The organism is Chitiniphilus purpureus, assembly GCF_025642115.1.
GTDB classification, from domain to species: domain Bacteria; phylum Pseudomonadota; class Gammaproteobacteria; order Burkholderiales; family Chitinibacteraceae; genus Chitiniphilus; species Chitiniphilus purpureus.
Genome location: NZ_CP106753.1, coordinates 1,716,325 through 1,737,040, shown reverse-complemented (window position 1 = coordinate 1,737,040; position 20,716 = coordinate 1,716,325). Strand labels below are relative to the sequence as shown.

Here is a 20,716-nt window from a genome sequence, read left to right as displayed (position 1 = left end):
GTCATGGGCAAACCGTTAACCAGAGCCGCAACCACGCCGGTCGACAAGGTCGAACCAGAGCAGGTTATTGTCGCCTACGCCAAGCTGGCGCAGTACCAGATCAACATTCGCTCTTTCCACCCGAATCAACAATTTGAACAAGGGGGATTTCGATTCCATGGCGACAATCGTGGATTCTCTCTTGGAGAAAGCTACGGGGAGCAAGAGGGTGAGAGCTCCAGCAACAACGTGACTTCCAGAGTCTGGTCTCGATACAGCATCGACTTGGGATGGGATAAACCCGGTGACAAGGCACGCGATTTGTCGGCAAATCTAACCGCAGATTCAAATATGTCGAAGCCAGGGCCGGGTCGATTCTGGGGGTTGTTTGGTCATGAGGAAAAATACGACGACCCCAAGAAAAAACCACGCGCCAAGCTCGAAGTAATCAGTGTGACGACACCCCACTCTGGACAAAAGCACCTCAAGACGCGCTCATGGTACGGCGGTGAAAACCATGCTTTCAGAGGCTCCAGCACAGTCAACGACAAGACGGGATGGACCTTCGTTCCGACCCTCGACGCTTGGTTGGAGCTGGATATCCGTGTTGAACGTGTCGCGCTCTACATGGATATCACCGTGCAAGTCAGGGGAGATGGCTTCCCCAACTGCGAGGCGTTCATCCAGGATGCCGCTGGCAAGAAGCTGTTCTTGGGGACCCACGTCCGCATCGGGGTGCCAGCGACACACTTGGCGGGTGATTCGCAACGGTTAATGTGGCTGAAATCGTTCCGGGTGGAAATCGACGTCGAGGGCAATTTTGGTGAACGGCTTTGGGTATTCAACACCCTAGTTGGCGGCCCACCCAAAGAGCGAGACAAATACCCTACGACATCCATCATGGAGATTTGTCGTCGTGATTGGCCAGCGGATACAGTCGTCGCATCCTCTCTGCCCGGCGTGCCGTTCTTGTGGAACTGCGGCCTGAAGCGGCTGGAGGCGTTGTCTCAGGCGCCAACAACGCCCATGGAGTCGCTGCACGTTTCGGCACTGGACAGCGATGTCACCGAGCTGTGCGGGCTGATCAACAGTTCAATCTGGCGGCGCCCTCCGTTTGAGAGAACCACGCTCTCGAGCTGGAACCACCGCCATCAGCATGGCGATCCCAACCAAGGCCGACCACCGGACGACTATGATGTTGCACTGGAGAAATGGAAGCAGTGATGCGCAAAGCCTATTGGCTCCTCGGCCTCCTGATGGTCATGATTATCGGAGCCGGATTCGGCTACACACACTTACAGCGTAAAACGGAACCCTCAGCGATGAAGAAGCCCCTTGTTTTTATCATTCCGGAAGGCTACTTCGGTCCTGTATTCATTTTTTATGGCCAACAAGATGGCGTTGCGAGCGAACCTGACCCCCTTGGCCAAGCTGTGCGTGTGCCACCCAATGGGGTGATCAAGGCAAAGTTCTCGGCGGACGAGGTGCCGACGGGTGACGCTTCTCCCACCTATCGGCCAGTCTGGTACGTCGTAGAAAAAAAGGATGGAAGCCGATTCATTCCCGATGTGCTTGGTTGGGCTGGCAAGAATGAGGACGGTTACTACGAGGTGATCTATCTCGATGGCAAGGGTAAATTGCGAACCTTTGTCGACAAACATCCTAAGGAAACAAAGGAAGAAGACTATGGCTTGTGGAGTAATGATCGGCATGCACCGACCATTCGTGGACGTGAATCGTGCACTTATCAGGGTTTCAATGAAAGAGCCAGTGAACAGTTTGCTGGAGAGATCACCGCGAAGGAAGCAGGCGCCCCGGCATGCGATAAATTCTTCGTTGTTTCGCACCATCAGTTCAAAACGCTACCGCGCTGGATGTGGGAAGCACCTGCCCACCCGTATGGCTCAATTGCGGAATTAGAAGCGGAAGCGGATGCACGGCTAGAGAAGAGGCAAGCGTATTACCAGACCAAGTGATACAAGTTAAGAAAGTTAAGAGTCTCTGCGTGGGCTATCCCCATTACATTAAATTGCTAAAGTCAAAAAAATGAATTTTTGCGATCCTGTGACCTCCTCCCGTAAAACCGTAGCGTTCAAAAGTAGAGATTTCTGGCAAATTTGATGCCCCTCCGGGCAGGAGATTTGTCATGAAAAAATCAAAGTTCACCGAAGAGCAGATCGCGTTTGCGCTGCGCCAGGCCGAGTCAGGCACGACCGTGGCAGAGGTCTGTCGCAAGATGGGCGTGAGCGAAGCGACCTTCTACAACTGGAAGAAGAAGTACGGCGGGCTGGGCGTGACTGAGCTGCGCCGATTGAAGCAGCTGGAAGAAGAAAACGCGCGGCTCAAGCGCATGGTCGCCGACCTGAGCCTGGACAAGCAGATGTTGCAGGAGGTCATCCAAAAAAATGTATGGTCCGCCCCGGCTTTGCAAGATGATGTATCTATGACAGAACAGTTTGCCTTAATGTATCCGACCTCTCGCGAGTGGACTGTTGTTACAGCCAGGCCATGATGAAATACGCGCACACGGTTTCTAAATAGCGGTTCGGGCTTCGAGCCCGCTTTTTTTACAAGATTTACCATGCGCCGTTTGGCTGTTTTGTCATCAATACAGAATCCAGCAAACTGGGAAAATGGTCAGGCAATACCTCCTTCATGCTGATGTGTTCGTGTGCTGATCTGGCCGTCACGCAAGTAGAGCGCGCCTGGGTGATTGAGTATCGCCCACACAATTCTGGCTAATTTGTTGGCCAGTGCCACGACAACCTTGTTCGCATGCATGCGCGCTTCCAATCTGGCAATCCACTCACCCAGCCGGTCCTTTGACCTGTCTAGGTGCAGAACACAAGAGCGCGCTCCATGAATGAGTAATCGCCGGATATAGCTGTTGCCGCGTTTGCTGATGCCGAGAAGCGTGGGTTTGCCACCGGTGGAATATTGGGCCGGTACGAGGCCTAGCCAGGCTGCAAGATCTCTGGCCTTATGGAACTGATGACCGTCCCCGACTGCTGCCAGAATGGCCGTGGCACCGAGACTCCCGACACCGGGAATGCTGGTCAGGCGTCTGGCTATTTCGGAGCGGGTTGCAATAGCATTGATGTGCTCGGTGATGTCGTTGACGCGATGCTCGATCTGCCCTAGTTCATTTGCCAGATCTTGAAGTATGTCGCGCATGGACGGCGTGAGGTCATTGGTTTCATCAGCGAGCACCTGCGGTAACCCGAGCTTGAACGCACTGCTACCGGCCCGAATGGGGATGCCAAACTCAAGACAGAATGCGCGAATCTGATTAATCAAACGAGTCCTGCTGGCAATCAATCGATCCCGGATGCGATGCAGGGCCTGTAACTCTACTTGCTCTACGGAACGTGCCCGCACAAAACGCATGGTGGGTCGGGTCACAGCTTCGGCAATCGCGGCCGCATCAATCAGATCGTTCTTGTTGGATTTGACATAAGGTTTGACGAACTGGGCAGGAATGATTCTGACGGTATGCCCCAGAGATTCGAGTTTCCTAGCAAGCCATTGCGATCCAGGACAGGCCTCCATGCCAATCAGTGCTGCAGTGGCATTCGAGAAGAAAGTGAAGATGGTGTTACGACTGAGCGTAATGCGCTGTAAAGGATGACCAGCAGCGTCCAGGCCTACTATGTGGAAAGTGGTCTTACCTAGATCAATCCCGTACACCGTTGCGCCAACAGGTTTGTTTCTCATGATCGTCTCCTTGCTGCAAGGTGAAACCCAATCAAAGTATGTTCCCGCGGAGAGAGGGGCGGGCCATTTCATTAGCTGTGAAGCCGGCTCGCAGGCGCGAGCTGGCGAACTGCCTGATCGACGCGTATCGCGTCAGCATTCGACGGGCTACGGCGGTGGTGCAGCTGCGGCAGGCGACGTATTTCTACCGGCCCAGGCCACGCGATGATCGCGCCGAACGTCAACGGATTCGTGAGATTGCCGCCACACGCATCCGTTACGGGGCGCGACGCATCCATGTCCTGCTGCGGCGCGAGGGCTGGCTGATCAATCACAAGAAGACCTACCGGATTTACTGCGAGGAAGGGCTGAATCTGCGGCGCAAGCGGCCAAGACGGCGTGTGGCTGCAGCACACCGGCAGGAGCGGCCGGTGATCTCCAGTTTGAACGACTGCTGGAGCATGGATTTCGTCGCTGATCAGCTGTTCAACGGCCAGAAAATCCGGGCGTTAACTGTGGTGGATAATTTTAGCCGGGAGAGCCTGGCGATCACGGTGGATTTCGCGCTGAAAGCGGCCGATGTGGTGGCGACGATGCAGCATGTACAAGCCCTGCGCGGGACGCCGCAACGGATCCGGGTGGATAACGGCAGCGAATTCATTTCGGTGGCGCTGGATCAATGGGCGTATGAGCATGGGGTGACGCTGGACTTCTCACGCCCCGGCAAACCCACGGATAACGCGTTCATCGAGTCATTCAATGGTAGTCTGCGCGACGAATGCCTGAACGTGCACTGGTTTCTGTCGCTGGATGACGCGCGTGAGAAGATCGAGCGTTGGCGAGTGGATTACAACGAATTCAGGCCGCACAGTGCGCTGGGTGACCTGACCCCGGGCGAGTTCCGGCTCGCCCACCTTGAAGCTGGAAATCTCTAGCTTCGACCGCTCGGTTAAGCGGGAGGAGGTCAGGTGGAAGAAGCTAAGGCGAGCGTCAAGGGCAACCTGCTGTGGCGTTCTGTCGCGCTCAACCAGAAAGCCGTCATCGAGGAAGTAGACCAGGCGCTGCAGTTGGCCAAGATGAACACGCCCATGACAGAGCGGGCCTACGAGTTCGCGCTTGCCAACCTGAAAAATCTGCAGCGATTTGCTGACACCTACAAGAAGGCGCAATCGGTCTTCAACACCAATCAGAAAGCCAAGGATGGCGGCAAGGCCTTTGGCGTGTCGTTGAAGAGCGTCAATACGCGCAATCTTGATTCCAAGGTAATCACGGCCGGCGACGCCATCTTCAAGAAATTTAAGCTGGACAAGGCAGGGGACTTGTTGGGCGAGAAGATCATCAAGCACATGTTCCTGGTGCGCGCGATGGTCGACCCGGAGGATGTGCGCAAGTTGATCGAGACCGAGATCAAGCACGAACGCTTTGTTCGTGCGGACATCCTGCAACAACTCAAGGACGCGGATACCCCTGAGAAGCTCCTACTGCGCCCTTCCGAGCAAGCCAAGGCCATCCAGGCACAGTGGGCCGCGCTGAAGAATGACCCCAAGGCGAAGTCTGTACTGAAGGACGCCCGCCTTGCTGCTATCGTTGGCGTGCTCGAAGCGCTGAACTTCGCAAAACTGGCGCGGGACGCACAAGCCAAAGGCGATGCCAAATCCATCTTCGCGCTAGCAGCATCGGGCGCGACGATTGCGGCTTCCATGCTGGATGTGAGCGCAGTCGCAGCGAAGGCGCTGTTCAGCGACACGTCCTGGACCTACCAGAAGCTGAAATTTTACGGTGGTATGTTATCGGGGGTGACTTCGGCTGTTGTTGGAGTAGTCGATGTGCTTACTGGTATTGATAAAAATAGAAAAGGCCTCTATGGGCTCGGAACTCTGTATTGGTCAAAGGGGGCTTTAGGGCTAGTTAGCGGTGCTTCAACCATCTTTGGCGCGATTGGCTACGCAGCACCTCTTGTTTCCCAAATGACGGGCCGTGCCGCAGCAGGCGTAGCGGTAGAGCAACTAGGCAAAAAAGCCGCTCTAATTGTTGGTCTTCGCGTGTTAGGCATGACCATTGGGGCATGGGCTACCGTAGGGACAATTTTTATTCATTTTGCAATCATCGTGCTGACAGATGACGCGCTCCAAGAGTGGCTAGAAATCACGCCTTTTGGCATTAAATGCAAGACCAAAGGTGCTTTCAAAACAGCCAAGCAGCAAGATGACGCTTTGCTCAAAACCGTATTTGGAATTGATGTGCCGGAACCGCCAAAAGCCGGCCCACATGCAACATATCGCCCATACGGTGTTTCAGATTTAGGAAGCACGGCCGGGTCCGGTTCATACCCGCCGCGCCCGTAACTTGAGGAATAGGAATGACTGCACAAGTGCTGCGAGGCAAGATCACGAATCTACGCAAAACGCGAGAAAGTGCGAGTTTCTTCTTTACCGATAGCGATCAGACTGCGATGGGCGTCGTTGCCGTTGCGGCGGCAGCCGTCGGCCTAGGTTCTCAGGCAATCGCTGTCGCCTCTGCAACCACAAGCATTGAAGAAGAGGCGGATTATCTGGAGTTTGAACTAGATGGCCGCGATGTTAGAGGCTGGGTATGGCGCAGCCCTTTTAGTGAAGGCGACGAGGTTGAAGCTGTGGTGGAGAAAGAAGGAGGGCATTATGTGGCCTACGCGATAGCTCGCCCTTCTGATCGCACCATAGCGCTATATCCGCACTGTTCTCGTGGAAAATTGGCGCACATTAAAAATGCTGTCAAATGGTGGTTCGTGGGGGTGAGCATAGTGCTATCCGTTATGTATTTCATAACTTTTTTGGCTGTAATTGGTGATGGCATAGAATTTTTTATTGATATGTGGAAATACTCACTTTCGTGGGCTGGCCTTGGTTTGTACGGATTTTTTGGGATTATGACGATATCAATGACAAAAAAATGGATGCCGTTTGTTCGACTTTCAGAAAGATGCTTTGCCGCATTAGGGTGGGCTAGTCCATCTAATATCGACCTCGTAGCGTCCACCAAAAAGGCACGTACTGACTCCGACCCCGGCGAGCTGGGTGTCATGTACTTTCGATACTAGCCGCGATGCCTGTTCACCTTCTACGCGGCAAGATCACGAATTTACGCAAGACGCGAGAAAGCGCGAGCTTCTTCTTTACGGATAGTGATCAAACTGCGATGGGCGTCATTGCCGTTGCTGCAGCGGCAGCTGGGCTTGGCTCGCAAGCTGTTGCGGTCGCTTCGGCCTCAACTAGCGTCGACGAGGAAGCAGATTATTTAGAGTTTGAGATAGATGGTCTTGATATTCGCGGATGGGTATGGCGCAGTCCCTTCAAGGAGGGGGATGAGGTGGAGGTAGCTGTTGAGAAGGAGGGAGGACACTACGTCGCTTTCGCGATGATGCGCCCATCCGATCGAACAATCGCGTTGTATCCACACTGCTCTAGAGGAGCATCGGCGCATATCAAAAATGCTGTCAAATGGTGGTTCTTGGGGAATACCTTTGTCGTTCTCTTCTCGTGCGTGTTTTTTGCAATAAAAAACGCAATACAAGGAGGTGGGCTATACATGGTGTTTTTAAAGCATGGGCTGCCGTTTTTGGCCGTATTTCTATATGCATTCTTTGGGCTAATGACTGTATCTATGGCTAAGAAGTGGATGCCATTTGTTCGGCTTTCAGAAAGGTGCTTTGCTGCCTTTGGTTGGAAAAATCCTTCCAGCATCGATCTTGTGGCATCTACAAAAAAGGCACGTAAAGACAGCGACCCCGGTGAGCTGGGCGTCATGTACTTCCGATACTAACCGCGATGTCTATTCACTTGCTGCATGGCAAGATCACGAATCTACGCAAGGCACGGGAAGGCGCCAGCTTCTTCTTTACCGATAGTGATCGAACCACAATGGGCGTCATCGCTGTTGCGGCTGCAGCTGTGGGATTAGGTTCACAAGCTATTGCAGTAGCTTCGGCAACCACAAGTGTTGAGGAAGAAGCCGACTACCTGGAATTCGAGCTGGACGGGCAATTCGTACAGGGCTGGGTCTGGCGCAGCCCGTTCCGGGAAGGCGACGAGGTGGAAGTGGTGGTGGAGCGTGACGGCCGCGTCGCCACAACAAGTCGTTCGTATGCATCATTTTGATTAACACTGCCGCAATCGCAATCAGAACCAGGGGTGAGAAAAAATGGAATCAGCACGTGATAAGCACACTGGCGAGATAGTTGACGCCGAGCAGTTGTAGATCATCGACCCAGTCGACCCCCTCGGCTATGAATGTCGGGGCTGCGGTGCCCAAGCGATCTGGACGCTGCGCAACGGCGGATACAGGCCGCTTGGAAGTTCGCATACATCTTGGCAAGATCGACGTTTCGGCCCTGACCCCGCGAACGCCGCTACCCGCGAAAGTGTGGCCTGCGGCGATTAGTCGCCCGATTCGCCGCACATAACGCGGAGAATGGCTTGCGTTTGCGGCGAATCGGGTGTCCAATCTCCGCATGAATAGCGGAGAAAAACTCTACATCTGGCAGGCCGACGACTGGCCCAATTGGCACTATGACCTATCGGCGCTCACTGCACCTCTAACCGAGGTCAGCCGCGCCCAGGGCTTGCTGCTGGGCCGTCTGGCCGACGTGGGCATGGCGCTGCGCGATCAGGCCAGCCTTACCACCTTGACGGAGGACGTGGTCAAGACCAGCGAAATCGAAGGCGAAGTACTGAACGTGGAATCCGTGCGCTCGTCCATCGCCCGGCGTCTGGGCGTAGACATCGGCGCGGTCGCGCCGGTGGATCGGCACGTCGAAGGCGTCGTGGAGATGGTGCTCGATGCCACTTCGCGCAGCGCAGAACCACTGAGTGCCGAGCGCCTGTTCGGCTGGCACGCGGCCTTGTTCCCGACCGGGTACTCGGGCATGAATAGGCTCACCGTGGGGCAGTGGCGCGACGATGCCGCCGGGCCGATGCAGGTGGTTTCCGGCCCGGTGGGGCGGCGCAAGGTTCACTTCCAGGCACCGCCCGCCGACGTGCTGCCCACCGAGACGGCGCGGTTTTTGGCATGGGCCAACGAGGAGACGGGCGAACCCGCACTCATCAAGGCCGGGCTGGCGCATCTGTGGTTAGTGACGCTACACCCCTTCGACGATGGCAACGGCCGCATCGCCCGCGCCGTGGGCGACCTGTTCCTGGCCCGAGCCGATGGCAGCCCGCAACGCTTCTACAGCCTGTCGGCGCAAATCCAGCGCGAGCGCAAGGACTACTACGACGTGCTGGAGCGCACGCAGAAGGGCACACTCGACGCCACCGGCTGGTTGTCGTGGTTCCTCGGTACGCTCGGGCGCGCGGTCGCCAGCGCGCAGTCCACGCCGGACGGCGTGCTAGCCAAGGCGCGCTTCTGGCAGCGCTGGGCGGGCATGCCGTTGAACGAACGGCAGGTGAAACTGCTCAACCGCCTGCTCGACGGCTTCGAGGGCAAGCTCACGAGCAGCAAGTGGGGGGCAATAGCCAAATGCTCGCCCGACACCGCGCTGCGCGACATCACGCAGTTGCTGGAACTGGGCGTGCTGAAGAAGTCGCTCGGCGGCGGGCGCAGCACCGGCTACGAACTGGTGGATTGATTCGGCCAAATCGTCGAATCCAAGTCCTCAAGGCAGAGGCATTACTATTTGGATCGGAAAGCGGACGCAGGTTCGGTTCCGTGTTCCACCACCAATACGTAAAATCCCAACCCTGATCGGTTGGGATTTTTTTTGCCCGAACACCAGTGTTGGCGCGGAATCCAGGGTTGGCGTGTTGAACATGGCCCTGCCAAAACCGCCGCTTCCAGCGTACTTTCCGTCGTTTTTCTGTCTCTGTTCTCTGCTGCCCTCTTGAGTATTCAAGGGAAGCAGCCGTGTATTGACGCGGGTTTGCTGCCTGTTGGTTTGTTTCCTCGCTTGCCAAGCGAGCGCGACTGAAGCTGTGAAACGCTCACAAACCGCCCTGCGGCGGCATGTTGAGGCGGCAAGGATTTAAGCGTGAGCTTGCTGCTAAGGATGTTGCCAAACAAGTCAGGATGTCTGTGCGCCCGAGCCACCGCATCACCGTTAAGCCGGCGTTACGCAGTAGATGACGCAGGCTGGGAAACGCCATTCGCGGCAGCCGATGACCATGTGCTGCAGACCCCTCATGGCGATACATCCGGACGAGAAGTAGCGTGAAGTCCGAGCAATTCCTGCATGACGCACTCGGTACTGTCCCGGGAAGCGCAGATTGTAAGTCCCCATCGACGTACAGATCCGCATCTCGTTACCCGGATTTCCGTTCACACCCCTATACATGTTGGCGTTTATGCATCTCCGAACACGGAAATATACCAATATTTTTCTGGGTCTTTGAACCACTTTTCATTTTCTGGAACACAAAAGCGCCTTAAGCACCTCTTATCTATTTGATATCTATGCATCAAAGCAATCAAATCTCGAAGACTCGATTCTTCAAGGGGGATTCGCAAAGACACATTCAAACCGCCCCCATCGCCAACCACTTCAATCACAGCAGGTATTGACTCAAGCCAAGCAAAAAAACTCTTTTCGTCCAAATAAGACCAGAATGGATTTGGTTCATTGATAATCAAGTTATCAATCATAGTCGCCCCATTATTATTTATTAATATTCTGCCCGGGGCGTACGTTCACGTAGCCGCCCCCAGGCTTTTGAACATACCAATGCGGCCCACCGTGTGCACGGCCGCCTTTGCCTGTTGGACACCAAATATTACCCTTGCTATCTTTCCAACAATGGCTTGAAGCCCCTCCTCCAGGATTAGGATTTGGCACCCAATCTTCTCCACCTTTAGGGTCTTCAAATCCTTCTTGCGGCCCGGGCTTACCAGGTGCTTTGGGAGCATTAGGATCTCGAGCATTCTCGGGAGGTGTCGCAGCTTTAGGGCCGGTTAATTTGTCCCCAAGCCATAGCCCAACACCAAGTCCAATTATGCCACCGACAATAGCCCCAGGCGGGCCGGCCAATCCACCACCAATCGAAACCCCAACCACGGGATTTAACCCATTCGGATCAGCATACAAAATTGGGCTATTTCGGGCGTAAGCATACGTATTGACCCCGCCCACCAACCCAATCGGATCGCTCTGGATATACCGCCCGACCCGAGGATCATAATCCCGGAAGTAGTTGTAGAACCGCCCCGTCTCCTTGTCGAAGTACTGCCCCGGGAAGCGCAGGTTGTACGTCACCAGCTTACCGACATCATTTAACAGTCGCAATGATCTGGAGAAGACGCTGCACCGCTTCGTCGGCTCTACAACCAGTATCTGCCGCAGAAGGTGCTGAACCACGAAACCCTTGTTCAGGCCCTCAAGCGATGGCAAAACTTGCACCCCCAACTCTTCTTAAGAACGGTAAAGACTCATCCGGGACCTGACATTTAATCTACAACCATTACTTCACTGTACTTAGATGCTCTAAAGCCGGCCAAAATCCAGCCTTAGCAGCTTTGTTGATTAACTCCAAGCCATGCTTTTTTTGCTCTTTAGTGATCGCGGATTTCAATAAAATAAGCCCTTTGTGATACAAAGCTTCTGGCCACTCCAGGAACACCGCCCGATCTAGCCAATACATTTGTTGAGCTTCATTTGCGATAACACCGCACCAACCGTATTGCCAAATTGTCGACAAATGAAACGCTGCTTGCGCATGACCGTGCTCAGCACATCTTTCGTATATATCCATGGCTTTTTTTTCACTTCTTGGGACAATTTGCCCGTACTGATATTTTCCCGCCATAACAAAACCAGCTTCAAGATTCCCTTTCCCAAATAGGATGGATAGCTCTTCTGCATATCTCCCGTAAAAAAACTTTGCTTTCTCCGTATCTTGCGGCACCCCGTCGCCCCCTGTTTCATATACGTAACCCAGCAAGAAAAATTTCTCCGGCATATCGTTTTCTTGAATATTCTCAAGAAGGCGTATAGCCTCTAAAAATTGATGGTTCTCGCAATATTTCTCCGCCTCCAAAAGCAGCAACCCCGCTTTTGAATCGGAATTGTATTTATCATTAATCACACACATCCCCAAGTTCGTTCAGATAATCTTTAGAGCAGGTTTCTTCATAGCTATTAGAAACCAGGGGATATAACAAAGCTCCTACAACCCCTCCTAGATGCTTCATTCTTAATCTGGGAAGAATTTTTGCATTATTATAAAAAACTTCCCTGCATGCCTTTCGAATATATTTTCTCTCTTCTTCGGTTAGGCGTTTTAATGAATTAGCTTCCTTAGTTGTTAGTTTTGATGGATCTTCAGGGATTAAGGTTCCATTTTTATCTACAACAACGACCTTATTTTTTTCTCCGTTGACATGAAAATGATAGTCACCATGCGGTCCATGAGTTGCACTTTCATTGCCACCCTCTCCTTTAGGATAGGCATGAAGCGGAATGCCATTTACATTAAATATTTCAACCAAGCCAAATTGATCAATTTTCTGAAGTGGGTTTGCACTTACATACCCATACGTATTAATCCCGCCTTCCAACCCAATCGGATCACTCTGGATATACCGCCCGATCCGCGGATCATAATCCCGGAAGTAGTTGTAGAACCGCCCCGTCTCCTTGTCGAAGTACTGCCCCGGGAAGCGCAGGTTGTACGTCACCAACTTGCCATCAACGTCCGGGTCCTCGCGCACCCCACTGTGGCCGAACGGCTCGCTGATCGGCCAGTCCCACACCACCTTCTCGGTGGTCGGCTCGAACAGCTGCCGCGGCGTGCCCAGGTGGTCGCTCCAGGCGTAGTAGAGCCGGGGGGCGCTGCTGGGGCCTTGCAGCACCGCGATCGGGTGCCCGTTCAGCCACACCGTTTCCTGCACCCGCTGCCCGGTGGCGTCGTATTTGCCCAGCAATTGGCCGGCTTCGTCGTAGGCGAAATAGCTGGCGCGGGTGAAGCCCACCTTCTGCAACAGGCCGGTGGGCTGCCACAATTCTAAAACCCATCTAACTCATATGGCTCTCACTTTAATTGCATGGAGCCTTATGTTCATAGGCGGCAAGTATATTACATAGCTGGTCTATACAGGGGCTAGACATGCCATCTACGACACTTTTAACCAGATAATAATCCACTTCATTCTTTATTTCGCCTCGCCTTAATATAGCCTTTAGTTTCCTTGAAAACCTCAATCTCACCTCATTTAAGGTGAGGATGCCATTCTCAGAAAATATTTTGTTTGCCTCTGACACCTTTTCTGGCGACCAATCAGCTGACATCTCAACGATGTCATTGACTGCCATTTGCAAGCCTTTCTTTGCTTTTGAAAGTGACTCTTTCTCTAAATTTTCAAAGAAAATTTGTGGCCGATTGTTAGGATTGCTGCTTTTTTGATTTTCTGGAATGAATCTATCAAAATAGAAAATAAAAAATCTTTTAAGAATTTGGTATTCGTCATTTGATAGCATTTTTTTGCCTTCTCTCATTTGCACGTGCATTCGCCAGCAGGAATAGGTTCGCCAAACTCATCCAAAGCGGCAGGTATGTATAGCAGCGGACCCGCTACATTTATTGGAGAAATACCATTTATAGCATTTCTGGATATGCCGCCGCTGCTACGGGCGCCGCCGTTAATGTCTATTAATTGCTGCTCCCTTCCTCTAATGGCGCTGTAGTTCGGCGAAGATTTATCTAGTTTGGGAGGCAAAAATCCCTCTGCATTTAATAAAGGCTGGTTCCTTGCGCGGTTCTTTATGTTGGTTTCGGGGTCGTCATAGCCAGAAGTACGCCCGCTATAGCACATTCCCGTTTTTGGATTGTAGCGCGTGTAGGTCTGATAGGTTTTCTGCCTGTTAAGCTTTTCTAAAGCATCGTTTAATAATTCTGTTGCTTGCTTGCTAAGCCGCCTCTGTGCTTCTGCAGAAACATTTGGAATTCCGGGCAATGGGTAAGAATTAATCTTGTCTGATTGCAATCCAAGCGGGTCGACCCTTGAAAGCGGACTTCCTTCAACATACCCATACGTATTAATCCCGCCCGCCAACCCAATCGGATCGCTCTGAATATACCGCCCAATCCGCGGATCATAATCCCGGAAGTAGTTGTGGAACCGTCCCGTCTCCTTGTCGAAGTACTGCCCCGGGAAGCGCAGGTGGTACGTCACCAACTTGCCATCGACGTCCGGGTCCTCGCGCACCCCACTGTGGCCGAACGGCTCGCTGATCGGCCAGTCCCACACCACCTTGCGGCGGACCGGGTCGCTCAGCTGGCGCGTGGCCCCCAGGTGGTCCGCCCAGGCGTAGTACAGCTGCGCCGTGCCCTGGCTGTGCTGCACCGTGCCCACCGGCAATGTGCCCAGCCACAGGTGTTCCAGCTTCGGCTGGCCGGCGGCGTCGTATTCGCCTTGCAGCTGGCCTTGCGGATCATAGGCGTACAGCGTGGTGTCGCTGGCGTTGTCGCTCTTCTGTACCCGCTGCCCGAGTGCGTTGTAGCGGTAGTGGCGCGCCGGGGTGCTGTTGCTGCGGATCAGCCGGCCGGCGTTGTTGTACAGGTTGGCGCCGTAGTTGACCATGTTGCCGGCGGCATCGTAGCTGTACTTGCCGTCCAGGCCGGCCCCGGCGACGCTGAGCACCTGGTTGTTGGCCGGATGGTGGGTGAGCAGGTTGATGGCGGCGCCGGTGTGCTTCTCGGTGCGGTTCCCATTCAGGTCATAGCGGTAGCTGTACTGGGTGGTGCCGATGCTGGCCTGGGCCAGCCGGTCCATGCGGTCGTAGCCGTAGCTGCGCAGCGCGGCGGTGCCCGGGTCCTGGCGGGTGAGGTTGCCGACGGCGTCGTAGCTATAGCTGAACTGGCTGTCGGCCAGCGTGAGGCCGGCGACACGGCCCTGGGCATCGCCGGGGGCCTGGCGCAGTTGGCCATTGCCCCAGCGCCAGGCGAGAGGGCGACCGTCGGTGCTGTAGTGCAGCTGGTCCAGCAGTGGCTGGCCGTTGACGCGCATAGCGCTGACCTGACCATGCTGCCAGTCGTATTCGACAATGGTGCCGGAGGGGTAGGCGATGCGGTTGAGCTGGCCGGCGGCGGTGTAGCCGTACCGGGTGACCAGGGTGGCGTTGCCGAGCTGGCGGGTCACCTGCGCCAGGCGGCCCTGCGGGTCGTAGCTGTACTTGGTGCTGCCGCTGGCGTCGCTGAAGCCGGCCGGCTGGCCCGTGCCGTTGGGTGGGTCGTAGCTGAACTGGTGGGTCTCGTCGCCAAAGGCGATGCGGAGGGGCCGGCCCAGGTCGTCGCGGGTGACGCTGGCGGTCTTGCCGCGGGCGTCGGTCCTGCTCTGGGGCAGGCCGCTGGCGTCGTAGGTGGTGGTGGTGGCGCCGCTGTCGGGGCTGAGCTGGCGGATCAGGTCATCGAAGCCGTTGTAGGTGTAGGTGGTGGTGAAGCCGAGGGCATCCTTGACCGAGACCAGGTTGTCGCGGGCGTCGTAGCGCAATTCGACAAGGCCGCCGTCGGGATGGGTGATGCGGACCAGGCGATTGAGGGCATCGTAGGCGTAGCGGGTTTCGCGGCCGAGGGCGTCCTTGCGGCTGGTGCGGTTGCCGTTGGCGTCATAGGTGAAGGTGGTCTGGTGGCCCTGGGCATCCATGATGCGCTGCAGGCGGCCTGCCGGATCATACTTGTAATATCTGCTGACCTTACGTTGATGTGGAGCTAGCTCACCCGGTGCCAAAGTTGGTGTTGGCACTGGAGTAGGCGTAGGCGTGACCACTGGCGTAGGCGTGGGCGACGGTGTAGGCGTCACCACCGGGCTAGGTGTCACGACTGGCGTAGGGGTCAGGGTCGGAACCGGGGTAGGCGACGGAGTAGGTGTGCCGCACATGCCGCCTATTTGCCATAGGGTCGGTGAGGTTGGAGGAGTCCAACCGGCCCCTACATAGGCCGTATGCGTAACAAGCGCTGTATACGTCTGATTGTTAAACCGTACGACCTGTCCCGCCGTATAGTTAGTGCCTTCCTGCCAATCCACACATGGTGTACTAGCCAGCGCCTGCATCGGAAACAACGTTTCCACTGCCACAGTGCCAAATGCCAGTGCAGTGGCAACAGCAATCTTTAAGAAATGGGATTTGATCATATGCTTGTCTTGTTATATTCAACGCTGAGTACATTATGTATATTACTGGGCGCGAGGGTGCGCAGGCAGCATACGTGCTTGCTGTGCCACTTGTAATCCAGCAGCCAATACGCCATCGGCGTCATAACGGTCTTCCTGCTCGATATTGCCATTGCTATCCGGCACATAATCGATACGACTGCCACTACTATGCTCAACGCCTATCAGTTGATGGGCAAAATTGTATCGGTACCCAATATGGCTTTGATCAGGAAAAACGATTCGTTTGAGCAAACCAGTGCTGTAGTATTCAAACTGGGTCTTTTCGCCGCTCTCCGTTCTGGTTATCAGACGCTGGCGCTGATCATAGGCAAATAAAGTACGGCGACCATCAGCATCCACCATTTCCAATACATTGCCGTGGGCGTCATAGCTAGGGAATTGGGTCACTTGACCAGCCGGATTGGTAATCGTTTTGACATTCCCTAACTCATCGTAGGTATAGCGGGTGACTTTGCCTCGCTCATCAGTTGCGGTTTCCATGAAGCCGTTGGGCAGATAAGTCCACGATTGCTGACGCACTTCACCATTTGCAGTCACAGCCTTCGATTTGAGATTCCCCTGGCCATCATAAACATATTTGGTGACACGCCCGGGCTCATCGATCGTATCCGGCAGGCGCCAATTGGGGTGCCACATTGTGCTAATGCTCCGTGCTTCCGGCGTACCTGCGGCTTCAGTCCGGCTGGTTTCCAAATGGCGTACAGGATCGTATACATATGTCGTGACACTGCTTAAAGCATCAACTGCTTTTACAACATTTCCCCTGGAATCACGCTCCAACTGGATTTCACCAGTGCAATCCACACCAGCGCAACTGCGAGTACGCCGCTTCACCTTCACGTTACCGGCAACATCGGCCAATTCGAAGTCCAATTCCGCTCCGCTTGCCGATGTCACAGTTGCATGTAGGTCATCTACTCCATAGGCCACGGTGATCTTGCCTACATTGCCCGCATGGCTACTCTCATAGGCAAGGCCGTCATCGTTGTATTTCCATGTGGCCAAGACATTCCCGTCTTCATCTACTAGTGAAGTCAAGGCATCCTTGAAATCTGGGTCTTCATACCGGTATTGCCGCTGCTTACCATCGGCATAGGTAACTGCAAAAAGGCGCCCACCAGGATAGTTATTAGTGTTTGGGTCATATTCATAAGTAGCAATGGCTTCATCACTTTGGCCCGGCGAAATCAGCCAGACACGGCGCAATAGATTCATTCCTGCTGTGAAACCGTATTCAAATCTCAACCCGAGACCAGGCCGCTTTTTGTCTTGAATATTCAGAATCTGGCCAAACTCGTTATACGACAGCTCGACTCGCTCACCATTCAACCCAGAAATGCTTATCAATTGGCCCTGCGCATCGTAATCTTCAATTATGTTTTGCGCATTTGTATAGCGCCACTTTGGGCTAATCTCCCCAGGCCCGAGATTCTCCAGACGCTCAAATGGATTTGTTGCCGCAGCAAACCTGCCACCGCCAATAGGCCGAAATACCACCAAGCGCCCGTCAGGTCGATACGCTTGCAATCCAGCATCACTCTCTCCTGCATCTGGAATCAAAAAGGCATGAAAATTATCGGACCAGTTTGGCGCCACATAAAGGGGCAAGGCAATCGAAGTTCCCAAGGAATTATAATAGCGAACATATTTAATAAAAGGCGACTTAGAGTGAGCATAATCCAACTCTGCCTGGAATTTATTACCAGTGCCAACATGGATAGGATTTCCACACATAGCAGAAATACTTTCCTGGGGATCGGCGTCACATTCGCCTTTGTTGACATCGCTATAAACATCCGGCGCAGATGGTGCTGTGGGTGTACTCATTTTAACAACATGCTCCCACCGAACAGGACCAGCATTCGAATCAAATTCGGTCACACAAATATAGTCGTCAGTAGGAAACATCTCTGTTCTACTTTCCATTCGCCAACGACGTATTCTCATATTTGGGGCAGCTATAGGAGGGCGTGCTTTTTCCGCAATAGCGATACGCCGGCAAACCTCTGCAGCCGTGACTCCCTCAACCCAATTGAAAAGGCATCCCTGTACACCACCGCTATATGCCCGCCCCGAAGCAGAACAACCTGACCAACTAGCTGTGTATTTAAATGAATCAACGACGCTAAAAGTTCCCTTCTTTCTTCTAAGACGATCTACAACTGCACTCTCAACAGAATCTTTCCCACCTTCTATTTCATCGTCAAGAACAAATTTAGTTCCGTCAGATGCAACAAAGCCAATCTTTCCACTTGCCGCCGACACAGGAAAAATACTAGCACCAAGCAAAACAACCATCATCGTTAAATGCAGATTTCTCATCAGGGCACCAATAATATTAAAGTAATGTTGTATGCGTCCTTACCTTAACATGCCCAAGGAAATATTTTTCGCCAAGCATTATTAAAGTTGAACCAATAAATCATAGTAATTAGATTTTTTCTATTGCTGTTCATTGATGCAATTTCATGAATGGCCCGCATTATGCACAAGCTCAAATTCAGGCAAACGTAAGAAATAAAAAAGTTATATTTTATGTGACGATCAGTCAAAATGGCAAATGCATGTCACTGAATGACGGCGCTCCTTACTGTGATGCAGGAATACGCTCAAGAATCGCTTGTTGAGGGGCCCTGCCAACACCGCCGCTTCCAGCATACTTTCCGCTGGTTTCCTGTCTCTGCTCTCGACTGTCCTCTTGAGTAGTCAAGGGGAGCAGTTGGATCGCCCCGGCCTCCCTGGACGCTCGCGCGCCGTTGCGGATGTTGTCGCTCAGACTCTAGCGGCGATAGCCGATTGCTGGCGCCGTGCCGACGCTTCGGGTTGCAGAACAGTTCGATGTAATCAAACACGTCACGCCTTGCTTCTTCCCGGTTTGGGTAGGTCTTGCGTCGAATCCGTTCGCGCCTGAGCAGTTGGAAGAAGCTCTCGGCCACGGCATTGTCATGGCAGTTGCCACGTCGGCTCATGCTTGGCACCAGGCGATGTGCCTTCAGAAAGCCCTGTACTCATAGCTGCTGAACTGACCACCTTGGTCGGAATGCACCTGCACCTCTTGCTTTGGCTGTCGGCGCCAGAGCGCCATAGGCAGCGCATTGATCGCCAGCTTGCGATCGATGCGCGAACCGATCGACCAGCCGATCACCGGTGCCAGAACAGGTCGAGCAACACCGCCGAGCCGTTCCGCAACCTCAGCGACCGGATGCTGCCGCTCCCGAACCTGTTTTACGGCTTCGCTTCTTGAATTCTTCGGGGTAACGCTGACTGCTCATGGCACCTCCTTGAGGGCCTCAGTTTGAGGCGCTTGAAGTGTCTGGGAAACCCGAGGCGATTCAAACCAGGGCAAGCCACCAAGCGCTCGATCGCTTCAACTTCCCCGGGTTTCGAGCATGCGCAGCAGCAGCTTCTGAAGAAGTTGCTGATCCGATGTGCTGAGCTGTTCAGTGAGTGGCGCCAGCGCCCGTTGCATCTGAGCATGCAAGCGCTGTACAAGCTGAGTGCCCTCGCTCGTCAAGAAAACATCGGTCGCACGGCCATCTTCTGCATTGGGCGCGCGAGCCACCAGTCCCCTTTTTTCCGCTCGGGCGATCAGCCCCGACATCGTCTGCCGCTCCAGTCCGAGGTAGTCGGCCAGCTCGGCCATACGCGGGCGTCGGTCCCGCAGGATACCCAGGACGCGTATCAGGGTGAGCGACAGATCATGCTCAGCCCCAATCTTGTTGAGCACCGCCATGGTGACGAAGGCAGTTGGCACCAATGCATCGGCCAACCCTGTCCCAGGCCCGTCAGCTTCTTTCACCAGATTCTGTTTTTCCATGATGGCTCACATATTGACATAGTACGCATTACGCATCAAAAATAGATCGTATTACGAATCAACATGACGGCGCGACCCGCGCCATGCTTCACTGGAGACCACCTTGAAAGCAGCCATCATTACCTCATTCGACCTGCCACCGCACTACGGTGACGTTCCCGACCCCGCGCCAGCTGGCCCGGAAGAAATGCTCGTCGACGTGCTCGCCGCCGGCCTGCACCATCTCACCCGCGGGCGAGCCTCGGGGGCGCATTACTCCAGTATTGCGGCAGTGCCCCTCGTTCCGGGTGTGGATGGTGTCGGTCGCGGCGCCGACGGCAAGTTACGCTATTTCGCGCAGGCCCCCGGCCAACCCGGCACGATGGCCGAAAAGACTGTCATCGCGCTCGACCACAGCATCGAGCTACCTGATGACAGCGACCCGGTCACCCTAGCCGGGGCAATGAACCCCGCAATGGCGTCCTGGCTCGCACTGCGCTGCAGAGCGCCATTCCGTCGCGGACAAAAAGTACTCATCCTCGGTGCTACTGGCAGTTCGGGAAGCATGGCCGTGCAAATTGCCCGGCACTTGGGCGCGTCGCAGATCATCGCGGCAGGCCGCGAAGAATCCAGGCTCGTGCAACTGCATGCGCTTGGCGCCACGGACACTGTGACCTTGGGAGATGACCGCCTCGGTACGCTGGCGCGCGAGGTGGACGTCGTGCTCGACTTCGTATGGGGCAACAGTGCCGTGGGTGCCATGGAAGCTGTTCTTATGCAACGGCCGAATCGCAGCTTGCCGCTCACGTGGATACAGATCGGCTCGATGGCGGGCGAGATCGCGGCCATTCCCGGTGCATTTTTGCGTTCTGCCTGCATCCAGATCGTCGGCAGCGGCCATGGTGCGGTGTCAGGCCGCGAAATGCTCAAGGAGCTGCCGACACTGGCGGCCGAAATCGCACGCGGCACGTTCCGGATCGACGCCAAGGCCACGCCACTTCGCGATATACAGCGGGCCTGGTCTCAAGTGCCGCAAACGGGCGAGCGGATCGTCTTCACTCCATAACCGACCATCAGCGACCTGCTTGCCAAGGAGCAGCGAGCAGATCTGCC

At 54.5% G+C, this 20,716-nt stretch carries 17 protein-coding genes and 4 pseudogenes; 10 read left to right on the top strand and 11 right to left on the bottom strand.

Going from position 1 to position 20,716, the window contains the following annotated elements; genetic code table 11:
* Positions 1 to 3 precede the first annotated feature (3 nt).
* The 3 genes and pseudogenes from N8I74_RS08055 to N8I74_RS08045 form a co-directional block, all read left to right on the top strand.
* The gene (locus tag N8I74_RS08055) at positions 4 to 1,203 is read left to right on the top strand and encodes a hypothetical protein (RefSeq protein WP_263126374.1); all 1,200 of its coding nucleotides are present in this window, start codon (positions 4 to 6) and stop codon (positions 1,201 to 1,203) included.
* Entirely contained in the window at positions 1,203 to 1,955 is a 753-nt protein-coding gene (locus N8I74_RS08050; protein WP_263126373.1) for a hypothetical protein, read from the top strand. The genes N8I74_RS08055 and N8I74_RS08050 overlap by 1 nt, the downstream gene beginning before the upstream one ends.
* Before the next feature lie 170 nt (positions 1,956 to 2,125).
* Positions 2,126 to 2,389 (top strand): annotated as a pseudogene (locus N8I74_RS08045) (transposase); the annotation flags it as partial.
* A gap of 227 nt (positions 2,390 to 2,616) precedes the next feature.
* On the opposite strand, the gene N8I74_RS08040 reads toward N8I74_RS08045, so the two are convergent.
* Complete coding sequence (locus tag N8I74_RS08040; RefSeq protein ID WP_263126372.1) at positions 2,617 to 3,693, bottom strand: IS110 family RNA-guided transposase; 1,077 nt, start codon at positions 3,691 to 3,693, stop codon at positions 2,617 to 2,619.
* 77 nt (positions 3,694 to 3,770) lie between these two features.
* Here N8I74_RS08040 and N8I74_RS08035 point away from each other — a divergent pair.
* The 6 genes and pseudogenes from N8I74_RS08035 to N8I74_RS08010 all read left to right on the top strand — a co-directional run.
* Positions 3,771 to 4,607: pseudogene (locus N8I74_RS08035) on the top strand (IS3 family transposase); the annotation flags it as partial.
* Between the two features lie 33 nt (positions 4,608 to 4,640).
* On the top strand, positions 4,641 to 6,017 hold the full coding sequence (locus N8I74_RS08030) for a hypothetical protein (protein ID WP_263126369.1): 1,377 nt from the start codon (positions 4,641 to 4,643) through the stop codon (positions 6,015 to 6,017).
* A 14-nt stretch (positions 6,018 to 6,031) separates the two neighbouring features.
* Positions 6,032 to 6,748 carry a putative type VI secretion system effector gene (locus N8I74_RS08025; protein WP_263126368.1) on the top strand — a complete coding sequence of 239 codons (717 nt, stop codon included), beginning with the start codon at positions 6,032 to 6,034 and terminating at the stop codon, positions 6,746 to 6,748.
* A 5-nt stretch (positions 6,749 to 6,753) separates the two neighbouring features.
* Complete coding sequence (locus N8I74_RS08020; RefSeq protein WP_263126367.1) at positions 6,754 to 7,470, top strand: putative type VI secretion system effector; 717 nt, start codon at positions 6,754 to 6,756, stop codon at positions 7,468 to 7,470.
* Between the two features lie 5 nt (positions 7,471 to 7,475).
* The gene (locus tag N8I74_RS08015; protein WP_263126366.1) at positions 7,476 to 7,805 is read left to right on the top strand and encodes a putative type VI secretion system effector; all 330 of its coding nucleotides are present in this window, start codon (positions 7,476 to 7,478) and stop codon (positions 7,803 to 7,805) included.
* Between the two features lie 353 nt (positions 7,806 to 8,158).
* Entirely contained in the window at positions 8,159 to 9,274 is a 1,116-nt protein-coding gene (locus N8I74_RS08010; RefSeq protein ID WP_263126365.1) for a Fic family protein, read from the top strand.
* Positions 9,275 to 9,984: 710 nt separating this feature from the next.
* Here the strand turns inward: N8I74_RS08010 and N8I74_RS08005 are convergent.
* The 10 genes and pseudogenes from N8I74_RS08005 to N8I74_RS07960 all read right to left on the bottom strand — a co-directional run bounded on the left by N8I74_RS08005 (position 9,985) and on the right by N8I74_RS07960 (position 19,624).
* On the bottom strand, positions 9,985 to 10,284 hold the full coding sequence (locus N8I74_RS08005; protein ID WP_263126363.1) for a hypothetical protein: 300 nt from the start codon (positions 10,282 to 10,284) through the stop codon (positions 9,985 to 9,987).
* A gap of 13 nt (positions 10,285 to 10,297) precedes the next feature.
* Positions 10,298 to 11,035 carry an RHS repeat-associated core domain-containing protein gene (locus N8I74_RS08000; protein WP_263126361.1) on the bottom strand — a complete coding sequence of 246 codons (738 nt, stop codon included), beginning with the start codon at positions 11,033 to 11,035 and terminating at the stop codon, positions 10,298 to 10,300.
* Between the two features lie 61 nt (positions 11,036 to 11,096).
* Positions 11,097 to 11,726: a tetratricopeptide repeat protein gene (locus N8I74_RS07995; protein ID WP_263126360.1), complete on the bottom strand. Its 630-nt coding sequence runs from the start codon at positions 11,724 to 11,726 to the stop codon at positions 11,097 to 11,099.
* On the bottom strand, positions 11,713 to 12,636 hold the full coding sequence (locus N8I74_RS07990) for an RHS repeat domain-containing protein (RefSeq protein WP_263126359.1): 924 nt from the start codon (positions 12,634 to 12,636) through the stop codon (positions 11,713 to 11,715). Before N8I74_RS07990 ends, N8I74_RS07995 begins: the two co-directional genes overlap by 14 nt.
* A gap of 34 nt (positions 12,637 to 12,670) precedes the next feature.
* The gene (locus N8I74_RS07985) at positions 12,671 to 13,129 is read right to left on the bottom strand and encodes a hypothetical protein (protein ID WP_263126358.1); all 459 of its coding nucleotides are present in this window, start codon (positions 13,127 to 13,129) and stop codon (positions 12,671 to 12,673) included.
* Positions 13,126 to 15,276 (bottom strand): RHS repeat-associated core domain-containing protein, encoded by a 2,151-nt coding sequence (locus N8I74_RS07980; RefSeq protein ID WP_408611919.1) that lies wholly within the window; start codon positions 15,274 to 15,276, stop codon positions 13,126 to 13,128. Before N8I74_RS07980 ends, N8I74_RS07985 begins: the two co-directional genes overlap by 4 nt.
* A gap of 255 nt (positions 15,277 to 15,531) precedes the next feature.
* Positions 15,532 to 15,684 (bottom strand): annotated as a pseudogene (locus N8I74_RS19460) (carbohydrate-binding protein); the annotation flags it as partial.
* A gap of 123 nt (positions 15,685 to 15,807) precedes the next feature.
* Entirely contained in the window at positions 15,808 to 18,129 is a 2,322-nt protein-coding gene (locus N8I74_RS07970; RefSeq protein ID WP_263126357.1) for a DUF6531 domain-containing protein, read from the bottom strand.
* A 419-nt stretch (positions 18,130 to 18,548) separates the two neighbouring features.
* Positions 18,549 to 18,981 (bottom strand): annotated as a pseudogene (locus N8I74_RS07965) (DDE-type integrase/transposase/recombinase); the annotation flags it as partial.
* Positions 18,982 to 19,174: 193 nt separating this feature from the next.
* Complete coding sequence (locus N8I74_RS07960; protein WP_263126356.1) at positions 19,175 to 19,624, bottom strand: MarR family winged helix-turn-helix transcriptional regulator; 450 nt, start codon at positions 19,622 to 19,624, stop codon at positions 19,175 to 19,177.
* A 103-nt stretch (positions 19,625 to 19,727) separates the two neighbouring features.
* Between N8I74_RS07960 and N8I74_RS07955 the strand changes: the two genes are divergently transcribed.
* Positions 19,728 to 20,669, top strand: coding sequence for a quinone oxidoreductase family protein (locus N8I74_RS07955; RefSeq protein ID WP_263126355.1), 942 nt, complete (start codon positions 19,728 to 19,730; stop codon positions 20,667 to 20,669).
* Positions 20,670 to 20,716: the final 47 nt, after the last annotated feature.